This is a genomic window from Alkalihalobacillus sp. R86527 (assembly GCF_042466185.1).
Lineage (GTDB): Bacteria > Bacillota > Bacilli > Bacillales > Guptibacillaceae > Guptibacillus.
On the sequence record NZ_JAXHBW010000001.1, the window covers coordinates 1,855,458 to 1,868,436 of the forward strand.

Here is a 12,979-nt window from a genome sequence, read left to right on the forward strand (position 1 = left end):
ACAGCTAGAGCCCTTTTTGTTTGAGTAGCTGTTATAATGGAATGAAAAGAAATAAATACATAAATTAGGTGATACCATGCCCGAAATTGTTAAAGTCTCTGTTCGTCCACTTGTTGAGTATGCGTATCGAAGTGGAAGTATCGATGCGCGCTTTCGAACCGCTACAACCATGTCTGAAGGGACGAAACTACATCAATTCATCCAGAAAACATACGGTGAAGATGACCTAAAGGAAGTTCCGTTTGAAATGAACTACCATTATGGCGATCTTGTTTATCACATCGAAGGAAGATGTGATGGGTTGTTGATTAGGGAGAATACATACGTTGTTGATGAAATAAAATCCACTTCACTCCCTCTCGAAGATCTTAAAGAGGATTCTTATTCTGTCCATTGGGCTCAAGCCAAATGCTATGCCTATATGGCCGCAGTAAAGTATGATCAAAAGTCTATCTCCGTTCAACTTACATACATTCAATCAGATACGAAAGAGATTCGTCGATTTACAAAATCATTCACCTTAGATGAACTATTTCAATTCATAGAAGAAGTCGTAAGAATCTACACACCCTTTGCAAAGTGGAAAAATGATCATTTTCAACAAGTAATCGAAAGTAGTAAGGAATTAGCGTTTCCATTCGATTCCTACCGAAATGGACAACGAAAGCTTGCAGGTTCTGTTTATAAGTCCGTTCAAGAAGGTACCACCCTATTTGCAACCGCTCCAACTGGGATAGGAAAAACCATTAGTACTCTTTTTCCAACGATCAAAGCGATTGGTGAAGGTTATGGTAAGAAGATTTTTTATCTCACTGCGAAAACAATAACGCGTGAAACAGCACAAGAAGCATTCAAGATGATGGAAGAAAAGGGGCTTCGCGCTTCATCAATTACGATAACGGCTAAAGAGAAGATTTGTTTCAAGGAGAAAACCATTTGCCAAAAAGACTATTGTGAATATGCCGATGGATACTACGATCGTGTTAATGAGGGTTTATTGGATCTTCTAAAGAATGAAACTAGAATCACAAGAGATGTACTTGAAACATATGCACATAAACATCGGCTTTGCCCCTTTGAGCTATCATTAGATGCTGCATATGTAGTGGACGCAGTGATCTGTGATTATAACTATATTTTCGATCCACGTGTATCATTAAAACGGCTTATCGAGGAACAGAGGAAGCAAACAACAGTATTGGTTGATGAGGCTCATAATCTTGTCGATCGAGCCAGGGGCATGTATTCTGCAGAATTACAAAAGTCCGTTTTCTTACAGGTTAAAAGATCTTACCAATCAAGCAATAAAGAGATAGCAGATGCTGCAAGTGCCATCAATAAGTTTTTCATTGAATTAAAGAAAACCGCCGATAGCGATTTCACTGTATTAAATGAGATAGACGAAGAATTACTCGTTCATCTTAATACCTTCGTTTCAGCTAGTGAAAAGGAATTGCTTCTCCAGGGAAACGATGAAGAACTGTTAGATGCCTATTTTCTTTGTCATAATTTCATTCGCATCGCAAAGCTATATGATGATCATTTCTTCACGCTTGTACATGTAGGTAAATCAGAAATTACGCTGAAGTTATTTTGCTTCGATCCTTCAAACCAGCTCTCCAAAATGAGGAATGGCTTTCTCTCGACAGTCTTTTTTTCAGCGACATTTTCACCTCTATCTTACTACCAAAACATGCTTGGATGGCAGGATGAAAACTACAAAGTTTCAATTCCTTCTCCATTTCCAAGGGAGAATACGAGTGTCTATGTTTTGCCCTTATCTACAAAGTATCGAGATCGAGAAAAAACCATGAAACCGTTAGTCGATTTGTTAGAGAAGGTTCTCAAAGATAAAAAGGGAAACTACCTCTTCTTTTTTCCTTCATATGGATATATGGAACGTGTATATGATGAGTTCATGTTACGAGGAATTACGACAGATACGATCATACAGCACCAACGTATGACAGAACTAGAGCGGGAAGAGTTTCTAGAAATGTTCACGTCAAATCGTTCTAAAAGCCTCGCAGGTTTTGCAGTGCTAGGCGGTATTTTCTCTGAAGGGATCGACCTGAAAGGAGATCGCCTCAATGGTGTAGTTGTTGTTGGCGTTGGCTTGCCCAATTTCGATACAGAACGCAAGTTGATGAAAGAACGGTTCGACCTCGATGGCAAGAATGGCTTTGAATACACGTATGTTTATCCAGGGATGAATAGGGTTCAGCAAGCAGGTGGTAGATTAATTCGTACTGAATCAGATAAAGGCATCCTCATTCTCGTCGATAGCCGTTATCTAGAGGGGCGGTATAGACACTTACTGCCTGAAGAATGGAAGGATTACACTGTGATTGAGCATGCAGATCGATTTGTTGGTGATCCACAAAAGGGAATGTAACCCGCTTCTAGCGGGTTTTGTATTGCAATCTTTCCAAATTATTAGGAATTTAATGAGTCTAATGTACAAGTTTAGCTCCTCACATAACAGGTAATAGATTAAAGTGAATCAAACCTGAAGGAGAAACTCAATGAATATATTCCTTGTCTGTATATTATTTATCGTGGCTGCAATCGCTACATACTTTGTTGCGACGCGGCTTGCTATGTATGGTGATGCTCTTAGTGAAAAAACAAAAACATCTTCTGCATTTATGGGAATCATCATTGGTGCAGCTATTTCTTTGCCGGAGCTTACGTCAAGCGTGACTGCTATTGCAATCGATAGTCCGGATCTTGCTATAGGAAACCTGTTAGGAAGTAATTTATTTAACTTATTAGCTCTCGCTGTTCTTGATATTGTCTATCGTAAAGAACAGATTATGGGAAAAACAGATATCGGTAGTAAATTATACATTTATCTTGTTATTCTGATGACGTTAATTGTAGTGGCAGGTCTGTCATTAACATTACCTGCTTCTATCTTCCATATAGGATATAGTTCCGTTATCCTCGTATTTGTTTATATTGTTGGAATTAAACTTATAAACAAGAAAACAGAAGAAAAGGTTAAGCGAAAGAGTCGGAAGAATGAGCAATACAATGATTTCACTTACAAAAAGGTACTAACAAGATTCATTCTTTCCGCAGTTGGGATTATGATCGTAGGAACGGTCTTAACTTTAACAGCAGATCGAATAGCATCCGTAACAGGACTTGGTGCTTCATTTGTTGGATCATTTTTAGTAGGAGCCAGTACGTCTCTCCCTGATGCAGTTAGTGTTGCTACAGCCCTTAAATTAAGGAATTATAATATGGGGGTTAGTTCATTACTAGGAAGTAATGCTTTTAACATCATGCTCCTGTCTTTTACAGATGTCTTGTATTTAGAAACGAATATTTTCAAGCATGCAAGTATGTCGAATATCATCACGACATTATCATCTGTTGTCGTAATTCTCGTCATTTTATTTAGCATTACTAGAAGAAATCATCGAACGACGTTTAATTATGTACTACCACCTTTAACCATTGTGGTTATTTATTTTATTGCTACATTCGCAGTCTATCAGATGAGGTAAATGACAGAGGGGTTCCAACCCTTCTGTTATTTTTTTGAATCTAACAATAGGTGGCATGGTGCTGGTGAGAGCGTTTTACATAAAAGTAATAAATTTTCTAACAGGTTTACAGGTGGCAACGACGTGGAATCCTCCGAGGTAGAATACATCTTGGAGGTTACACACATGTCAAAAGGGAAAAGCATTCACGCTCTCATCATTTTACTTTTCACACAGTTTATATCTGGGGGAGTTACAAATACAAAAGGAATTGTCCTAAATCAGGTCGAAACAGACATAGGACTAGACATGAGTCAATTTGGACTTGTGGTTTTAATATTCCAACTTGGGTTTACATTCGCAAGTTTAATTTTCGGTTATCTTACGGATAAAAAAGGGCTTCGGATCATGGTCATCGTTGCTACAGCATTAATGGGGGTTGGATTCTTAGGTACAGGCTTCGCTCCTAGCATCACGTTTTTCCTTGGTTTCTATATGTTGATCGGATTCGGTCTAGGAGCTCTCGGGGTAGCATCAAACGCAATCGTTCCCGCTGCTTACCCGAATAAGCAAAACCAGATGTTTAATTTAGCGATGGGCATTTATGGGCTTGGAATGATTCTATTTCCACAAGTACTAAACTTCTTATTCCAATTTGCATCATGGAGATATTTTTATGTTGGAATCGCGGCACTTAATGTAATCGTGATCTTCTATGTCACGTCAGTTGCTTTTCCTGAAGGTAAGCCTCAGAAAGTGAACTTAAAAGCATTTATTCCTATGTTGAAGGACGCTCAAATGGTCTTTCTGATGTTCTTCCTTATCTTTGAAGTGTCAGCAGAAGTATCATTTACAAACTTCTTCCCATCATATTTGAAGTCTCTTGATCTAGGAGGACTCTCAAAAGAAGCGAAGTCTGATATGGTCGCAACGATTCTATCACTATTCTCCGTTTTCTTTATGATCGGTCGACTCGGGGTTGCGTATCTAGCGAATAAAATTAATGAAAGACTGATTATGATTACATTTTCGCTTGGTTCAGTGATTATTGTTGGGATTAGCTTCTTGTTTGCAAATCAGTTGCCTTATCTCTTTGCGGGTGCAGGTTTGTTTTTCTCAGCGCTATTTCCCACCGCTACCGCATTCGGTACAACGATTTCAAAAAATCCAGGCTCAGCTCTTGGTCTCATCTATGTAGCCGCTGGTATAGGTGGCGGTATAGCAGGTTATTTAATCGGCATTGTTTCTGAAGCGTTCGGTGATCAAGGTGGATTTAGCTTAATCATCGTATTCCTAGGACTGATGTTTATTTCTTCCTTGCTACTCAGTACGAAAAAATCGAGTCAAACACAAAGTGAGTAATAGAAAAACCCGTTGGTCTAGTGACCGACGGGTTTCTTGCTATTAAACAGTATTGTAGTCGTGCTATGCGACGCTACGCTCGGGACGGATAGATGATTTGTTGACTGCTTTGTATATTCGAGGTGAAATTACGGCCGCCACAATCGAGAGGATGATATCTTTAGGGAGTGGAGCTAACATCCACCACCATGCCATGCTATATGTGAACCCTTCAGGTGCCATCGCCCAGAATTTATAAGCAAAATACATGTAGTTTGTACCGAGTACGTAATTAAGGATAAAGGCTGTAAAGCTAGCAATCATAAATGTACGTAATGTAGGCTTTGCTTTTGATTCAATAATTTTACCTGCAATATAAGCGACTAAAATATAAGATAAAATAAATCCGAAAGTAGGTTTCAGAAGAATGCCAGGACCTCCTGTAAACTGAGCGAATACCGGCGCGCCTGCAAACCCAACCAATGCGTACACTGTCATCGAGATTGCTCCAATGCGACTTCCAAGTAGTAGTCCTGCTAGAATCGCAAAAAATGTTTGAAGGGTAATTGGCACTCCACCTACGACTAAAAATTGTGCAATGTTCGCACCAACCGCCATTAAGGCAGCAAACATGCCTGCGTATACTAAATCAATCGTTTTCATTTTTTTCATCATTAGCCCTCTCTTTCAGTTTCTATATAGAATCGTAAAAGAAATCACGCATAGTGTCAACTTTATTTTTTTGTTAGTTAACAAATAATGAAGACCATTCATGAAGGTGAGATAGAGGAAGAACCACGTAAATGTAAGGTAGATTTGTTAGCGTGAAGCTAAAAGGTGAGGAGCGAATTGTCTCGTTTTGCCTTGAAAACTTCTACTTTAATTTATAATGTATGGTAAACTTAATTACGAAAGTACGTTGAAAGGAGCCTCTGTATGAACTTACTGAGAGGAACCATTCTATCAATTCTATTCCTTTGTATTGTTCTTGCTATAGGTACTGCCTTCGCTAATGATCAAAAGGATGAACTGGATTTTGTAACTGGAGAAGTGCAAAAGAAAATGGTGCGGTATGAAGAACCACAACTAACTGACAACAAAAAAGACAAGAGCGGGAATGCAGAAGAAACAACCGATACGGTTGTTGAAAAACCTTATTTTTATCTTATTGTAAACAAAACACCCTATCTAACCGATGAGTCAATTTGGAAGACGGTTGATGAAGGGGATCGTGTCACGATTGGTTATGAACCTGGAAATGTACATAGATTAAAAACAATTGATGAAGAATAGACAATAAGGTACAATACGGTTCGATGTTTTTCTCTCCTGCCACTGTGCAGGATTTTTTATATACAGCAACTTTATTTCAAATGTGAGTGATGTCATAAAGATGTAGAATGGACCAGAAGTAAGTGGGTCGATAAACTATTAAAACGTTCTTTAACTGGCAATGCTGAACAATATGAGAAATAAAAAGAGATAGAAACACTTGTTCTCATATGATAGGCTATTCTATACAGAGTTTTGAAAGGGGAAAAACATGGCAACAAAACAAAAACAAGCAAACGAATACAGTGATGATTCGATTCAGGTGCTTGAGGGTCTTGAAGCAGTTAGGAAACGCCCAGGAATGTATATTGGTAGCACTGACTCAAGAGGACTCCATCACCTCGTATATGAAATTGTAGATAATTCCGTAGATGAAGTGCTAGCGGGATATGGCGATGAAATTAAAGTAACCATTTATGAAGATAATAGTGTGAGCATTCAAGACAATGGACGAGGTATGCCAGTCGGAATGCATAAGCTTGGTAAACCGACTCCTGAGATCATCTTAACCGTCCTTCATGCGGGTGGTAAGTTTGGTCAGGGCGGTTACAAAACGAGTGGTGGTTTGCACGGAGTTGGGGCTTCAGTTGTAAATGCCCTGTCTGAGTGGCTTGAGGTTATCATTCACCGTGACGGTTTCACATTCAAACAACGTTTTGAAAATGGCGGAAAACCTGCTACAACGCTTGAGAATATCGGGAAAACGCGTAAAACTGGAACATTGATTCATTTTAAGCCCGACACGGGTATGTTTAGCACGTTGAATTATAATTATGACACGCTTAGCGAAAGACTTCGTGAAGCAGCTTTTCTATTGAAGGGCTTGAAAATCACCCTTGAAGATCAGCGACATGACCGTAGTGAAGAATTTTACTTTGAAACAGGTATCGAGGCATTTATCGATTATTTAAACGAGGATAAAGAAACGCTTCATCCAGTTGTTACCTTTGAAGGGGAAAGCAACGGAATAGAGCTTGACTTCTCATTTCAATATAACGACGGTTTTTCTGAAAACGTGCTTTCGTTTGTTAACAACGTTCGAACAAAAGATGGCGGTACACACGAGTCAGGTATGAAGACAGCCATCACTCGTGTGATCAATGATTATGCTAGAAAAGTAAATCTCTTGAAAGAAAAAGATAAAAACCTTGAAGGTAATGATATACGAGAAGGCTTTACTGCAATCGTTTCTGTTCGAATTCCAGAACACCTTCTTCAATTCGAGGGGCAAACAAAAAGCAAGCTCGGGACAAGTGAAGCACGTTCTGCTGTAGATGCGGTTGTCTCTGGTCAATTCTCTTATTTCTTAGAAGAGAACCCTTCGACGAGTGAGATGCTTATTAAGAAATCGATTAAAGCCGCTCAGGCGAGAGAAGCAGCGAGACGCGCACGTGAAGATGCACGTTCAGGTAAAAAAGGTAAACGTAAAGAAACGATCTTAAGTGGTAAACTAACGCCAGCAACTTCACGTAACCCTAAGAAAAATGAACTTTACCTTGTTGAGGGTGACTCAGCGGGAGGTTCTGCAAAACAAGGGCGCGATCGTCGTTTTCAAGCTGTTCTTCCATTACGAGGAAAAGTTATTAATACTGAAAAAGCAAAGCTTCAGGATATCTTTAAGAACGAAGAAATCAATACGATCATTCATGCGATTGGAGCGGGAGTAGGGCCTGACTTTGACATCGAAGATACGAATTACGACAAAATCGTAATTATGACGGATGCGGATACGGACGGTGCTCATATTCAAGTTCTTTTACTAACGTTCTTCTATCGCTATATGAAGCAACTTGTGGAACATGGTAAAGTCTTTATTGCTCTTCCTCCGCTTTACAAAGTAAGTAAAGGAAAAGGCAAGAAAGAAATTGTTGAATATGCCTGGGATGAAGAAGGCATGAAAGAAGCGATGAAGAAAGTAGGAAAAGGCTATACTATTCAGCGTTACAAAGGTCTTGGTGAAATGAATGCTGATCAATTATGGGAAACGACGATGAATCCTGAAAGCCGCACATTGATACGTGTGAAGATCGAGGACATTGCTAGAGCTGAAAGACGCGTTTCGGTTCTGATGGGAGACAAAGTCGAACCTCGGAGACAATGGATCGAATCAAATGTGGCTTTTGGTTTAAATGAAGATACAAACATCATCGAGAACGAGAACATTTCCATCATTGAGGAGGATAACATTGGCTAACGCAGAGAAATTTTTAGACTTACCGCTAGAAGACGTCCTTGGTGATGCATTCGGTCGATATAGTAAGTATATTATTCAAGATCGAGCACTTCCTGATGCTAGAGACGGACTTAAACCGGTGCAACGACGTATACTATACGCTATGCACCATGAAGGGAACATCGCAGATAAGCCTTTCCGAAAATCCGCTAAAACAGTAGGTAACGTAATCGGTAACTACCACCCGCATGGTGATACTTCCGTTTATGATGCGATGGTTCGGATGAGTCAAGGTTGGAAAGTTCGAAACGTACTTGTCGAAATGCACGGGAACAACGGGAGTGTCGACGGAGATCCTCCTGCCGCTATGCGTTATACAGAAGCGCGTCTTGCTGCTATTTCTTCTGAACTGTTAAGAGATATCGAGAAGGATACGGTTGAATTTGCGCCTAACTTTGATGATACGCAGGAGGAACCGATCGTTCTTCCTGCTCGTTTCCCAAACCTACTTGTTAATGGATCAACCGGAATATCTGCTGGTTATGCAACAGATATCCCGCCTCATAATTTAGGGGAGGTCGTTGATGCAGCAGTGATGCAGATGGAAAACCCTGATGTCACGGTAGAAGAATTAATGACAGCTATTAAAGGACCTGATTTTCCTACTGGCGGTATTGCTCAAGGCACTGAAGGTATTAAGAAAGCTTTTGAAACGGGTAAAGGGAAATTCATACTTAGAGGTAAGGCAGAAATAGAAGATCTCCGCGGAGGTCGTCAGCAAATTGTCGTGACAGAGATTCCTTACGAAGTGAATAAAGCGAATCTTGTTAAGAAAATCGATGAACTACGTGTTGATCGTAAGGTAGAAGGGATATCAGAAGTCCGAGATGAAACAGACAGAACTGGGCTTCGGTTTGTAATCGAGCTTAAGAAAGATGCAGATGCATCAGGTATTCTTAAATACTTGTACAAAGCGACAGACCTTCAAATCACGTATAACTACAATATGGTCGCGATCTATAATAAAACGCCTAAGCAAATGGGATTAAAGCGTATCCTGAGTGCGTATATCGATCACCAAAAAGAAGTTGTAACACGTCGTTCAGAGCACGATCTTAGAAAAGCGAAGGATCGTCAACATGTTGTTGAAGGTCTTATACGAGCGGTATCGATTTTAGATGAAGTTATCGCAACGATTCGCTCTTCTAACGATAAGCGGGATGCGAAAAACAATCTGATCAGTGAATATAACTTCACTGAGGCTCAGGCTGAAGCAATCGTAACGTTGCAGCTTTATCGTTTAACGAATACTGACATTACCACTCTCGAGAAAGAATCGAACGAACTAGATAAATTGATTGAGAAGCTTGAAGCAATTCTTGGAAGTGAGAAGAAGCTCGTTTCTGTTATAAAAAGGGAACTCCTTGAAATTCGCAAGAAATATGCGGATGCACGTATGACTCGAATCGAGGAAGAAATTGAAGAAATTAAAGTGAATCTTGAAGTAATGGTGCCTTCTGAAGATGTCGTCGTAACAGTTACAGAAGATGGTTACGTGAAACGTACAAGCCCAAGGTCTTATGCTGCTTCGAACGGAAAAGAGTTTGGCATGAAAGAAACGGATTCATTGCTACGTCAGTTTGATAGCAATACAACAAACACGCTCTTGCTCTTTACGAATAAAGGAAGTTATATCTACTTACCAGTGCATAACCTTCCTGATATAAGGTGGAAGGATCTTGGTCAGCATGTTGCTAACATATGCGCAATTGATTCAGATGAGCGGATCATTGAGGCCATGGAGATCAATGAATTCGATGAAGCGCGCTTCCTTGTATTCGTGACGAAGCAAGGAATGATAAAGAAAACAGAGCTATCACAATATAAAGCACAGCGGTATTCCAAACCGTTGATGGCGCTTAAGCTTAAAAAAGAAGATGAACTTATTGATGTTTATGTAACGAATGGTAAGAATGAAGTGTTTATTGCTACTCATACAGGTTATGGATTACGCTTTAAAGAAGAAGATGTAAATGTTGTAGGACAGCGGGCTAGTGGAGTAAAAGGAATTAATCTAAAAGATGATGACTTTGTTGTGAGCGGGATAGTGTTTGATTCTACAGTTAAGAACGACTTATTCCTCCTTACTCATCGAGGAGCGGTTAAGAAGATGCCTTTAAGTGAGTTTGATCTTACGTCACGTGCTAAACGAGGGGTCGTGATGTTAAGAGAACTAAAGTCAAATCCTCATCGGGTGATTGGTGTCACAACCGTCACTAAAGGAGATGAAATCATCGTTCGGACACAAAAAGGAGAACCTGTCACTGTTGATCCTTCAAGCTATCGACCAAATGACCGGTACAGTAACGGATCGTTTATCGTAGATGTAGGAGAAACAGGAAATGCATGTGAATTAAAAAAAGTATCAAATTCTGAATAGTACCGATCAATACAGAACCTGTTCTTATCATGAACAGGTTCTTTTCATTTATAGAAGTGTGCTATACTAGTTTTGCGGAAATACGAACATATGATTGCATCCTTCAAAAACCGCACTTTTTAACATCAACTAAGAATAATACAACTGGGGAGTTGAAAGAATGGAAGGAAAAACACACTTGATGGGAGGCCTATGTATTGGGGCAGCGGCTCATAGTTACTACATAACAGAATTATTAACTGTCCCTGAACTATTTGTTTTTTACGGTAGCTGTTTGTTTGGAGCGTTATTACCTGATATATGCCATCCTGGGTCTTGGACAGGTAGGAAAGCAAAGCTATTATCCAAAAACATAAGTCGCTTCTTCGGTCATCGGACAATTACACATAGTATATTATTTTTAATATTAATTTACTGGTTAACCTCAAGCTTTACTTTTATGTTTGATGAAATTGTACAAACTGGCTTGCTCGTTGGGGTTGCGAGTCACTTAGTTCTCGATGCATTAACAGTGAGGGGAATTCAGTTATTCTACCCAATTCCAACCCGGGTTCGCTTTCCTTTATACTTTAAAACCGCTTCAAAGGGGGAATCTGTCGTTAATAGTAGTTTAATCCTATTAACATTATTTTTCGTATACAAACAAATGTTCTCATAGCGTAAAAACGGCACTTTTGTGAATGTAACCCGGCTTACATTCAAACTAAATTGAGGTGTAGTATTGTATAATTAAGCTAGTGAAGAAAGGATGGAACTATGAGAAAACCAAGTACTTGGTTTAAGAGGGGCGGCATACTCGCTCTAGTAGTTGGGCTTATTTGGTTTAGTCGTACCTACTTAGATTTCCGGGTCACCGACATACGCGACTGGATACTTTCATTCGGTTTATTGGCACCTATCGTATATATCGTCATCTACACGATACGTCCTTTGATCTTCTTTCCTGCATCAGTTTTATCGATAGCGGGTGGACTTGCTTTCGGATCATTATTTGGTACGATCTATACAGTGTTAGGTGCGACATCCGGTGCGGTAGTATCATTTATCGTAGCGAGAACGTTAGGGAAATCGATTGCTAATAAAGATTGGCAAGGGAAAGGGCGGAAAATACAAGATCAACTAGAGAAGAATGGCTTTTTCTATGTTTTATTTTTCAGATTTGTTCCGTTATTCAACTTTGATTTAATCAGTTATTCAGCAGGCTTATCAAAAGTGACATTCACCTCATTTCTATTTGGTACATTAATAGGGATTATCCCCGGTACGTTTGCATATAACTTTCTAGGTAGTAGCTTAGTATCAGGTGACCCAATTGTAATAGGGAGTGCAGTAGTCGTATTTCTCTTATTATCGATTATCCCAATCTTAATCAGAAATAAAGTTGCTAAGAAAACCCCATCGCTACAGAAAAAGTAACGGAAGAGAAAAAGGATCCAGCCACATAGTTTGGTTGAATCCTTTTTTACATTTGTATTTTCTTATCGTTGAGTAGCTTTTTGTCTTTCTTAGATTTCCGTCGTTCGATAACTAAATATATAATAGTAGAGACGAGTAATAATGAGTGAGTTACTCCGAATTCTGTCCCATAGTAATCAGGATGCCAGTAGGATACAATACCAGGGATAACACTGTTGCTTATTGGATAAAAGATCGGTACAGCATCACTAACGTGGGTCAAAAAGTCTACGGCTACATGCAAAAACCAGCCCCAAATAAATCCTGATAAGGGAGTGAGCTTAAATCCTCTGTGCAAAATCATTAGGATGATAAATGCAATGAGCCAGATTACAATTGAATGGCCTAACTTTCTTAAGACATCAACAACTGGATGATCGAATAAACCATGTACTAAATCGTGCATCGACAATGCTTGTTCAGAACCAAGTAACTTCTTAATCCCATACTCAGCGATCAAATACAGGAACATCACATAATAAATGATATCAGGCGCGATTCCGCCAATAACAATAGACCTAACTGTTTTACGCTGTTTCTTACGAAAGAAGAAATAACTCCAAAACGCATGATGTAATGTGTTCATATGGATACCCTCGCTTACCGTAATCGAATTACTATCTATTTTACCATCACATTACTTAACATTGCTTACCTTAACACCTGACAGTCTTCTAAGCTTACTATCAGACACCGATCATGAGTTTTGATAAAGTAATAGTAAAGGACATACATTTGGAGGGA

General features: G+C 39.4%; 10 protein-coding genes. 8 read left to right on the forward strand and 2 right to left on the reverse strand.

Annotation, left to right across the window (positions count from 1 at the left end; translation table 11 throughout):
* The first annotated feature begins 76 nt into the window (after positions 1 to 76).
* The 3 genes from SJY16_RS09530 (at position 77) to SJY16_RS09540 (ending at position 4,856) form a co-directional block, all read left to right on the forward strand.
* Positions 77 to 2,395 carry a helicase C-terminal domain-containing protein gene (locus SJY16_RS09530; protein ID WP_377888922.1) on the forward strand — a complete coding sequence of 773 codons (2,319 nt, stop codon included), beginning with the start codon at positions 77 to 79 and terminating at the stop codon, positions 2,393 to 2,395.
* A 130-nt stretch (positions 2,396 to 2,525) separates the two neighbouring features.
* Positions 2,526 to 3,515, forward strand: coding sequence for a sodium:calcium antiporter (locus tag SJY16_RS09535; protein WP_377888923.1), 990 nt, complete (start codon positions 2,526 to 2,528; stop codon positions 3,513 to 3,515).
* A 165-nt stretch (positions 3,516 to 3,680) separates the two neighbouring features.
* The gene (locus SJY16_RS09540; protein ID WP_377888924.1) at positions 3,681 to 4,856 is read left to right on the forward strand and encodes an MFS transporter; all 1,176 of its coding nucleotides are present in this window, start codon (positions 3,681 to 3,683) and stop codon (positions 4,854 to 4,856) included.
* A 63-nt stretch (positions 4,857 to 4,919) separates the two neighbouring features.
* Here SJY16_RS09540 and SJY16_RS09545 read toward each other — a convergent pair whose 3' ends face one another.
* Positions 4,920 to 5,507: a biotin transporter BioY gene (locus SJY16_RS09545; RefSeq protein WP_377892157.1), complete on the reverse strand. Its 588-nt coding sequence runs from the start codon at positions 5,505 to 5,507 to the stop codon at positions 4,920 to 4,922.
* A 264-nt stretch (positions 5,508 to 5,771) separates the two neighbouring features.
* On the opposite strand from SJY16_RS09545, the gene SJY16_RS09550 reads away from it, so the two are divergent.
* The 5 genes from SJY16_RS09550 (at position 5,772) to SJY16_RS09570 (ending at position 12,196) form a co-directional block, all read left to right on the forward strand.
* Entirely contained in the window at positions 5,772 to 6,128 is a 357-nt protein-coding gene (locus SJY16_RS09550; protein WP_377888925.1) for a hypothetical protein, read from the forward strand.
* A 250-nt stretch (positions 6,129 to 6,378) separates the two neighbouring features.
* Positions 6,379 to 8,361: a DNA topoisomerase IV subunit B gene (gene parE, locus SJY16_RS09555; protein ID WP_377888926.1), complete on the forward strand. Its 1,983-nt coding sequence runs from the start codon at positions 6,379 to 6,381 to the stop codon at positions 8,359 to 8,361.
* Positions 8,354 to 10,780 carry a DNA topoisomerase IV subunit A gene (gene parC / locus SJY16_RS09560; RefSeq protein ID WP_377888927.1) on the forward strand — a complete coding sequence of 809 codons (2,427 nt, stop codon included), beginning with the start codon at positions 8,354 to 8,356 and terminating at the stop codon, positions 10,778 to 10,780. Before parE ends, parC begins: the two co-directional genes overlap by 8 nt.
* 160 nt (positions 10,781 to 10,940) lie before the next feature.
* Positions 10,941 to 11,438: a metal-dependent hydrolase gene (locus tag SJY16_RS09565; protein WP_377888928.1), complete on the forward strand. Its 498-nt coding sequence runs from the start codon at positions 10,941 to 10,943 to the stop codon at positions 11,436 to 11,438.
* A 98-nt stretch (positions 11,439 to 11,536) separates the two neighbouring features.
* On the forward strand, positions 11,537 to 12,196 hold the full coding sequence (locus SJY16_RS09570; protein ID WP_377888929.1) for a TVP38/TMEM64 family protein: 660 nt from the start codon (positions 11,537 to 11,539) through the stop codon (positions 12,194 to 12,196).
* Positions 12,197 to 12,242: 46 nt separating this feature from the next.
* Here the strand turns inward: SJY16_RS09570 and SJY16_RS09575 are convergent, their stop codons facing one another.
* Entirely contained in the window at positions 12,243 to 12,821 is a 579-nt protein-coding gene (locus SJY16_RS09575) for a hypothetical protein (RefSeq protein ID WP_377888930.1), read from the reverse strand.
* Between the last annotated feature and the right edge of the window lie 158 nt (positions 12,822 to 12,979).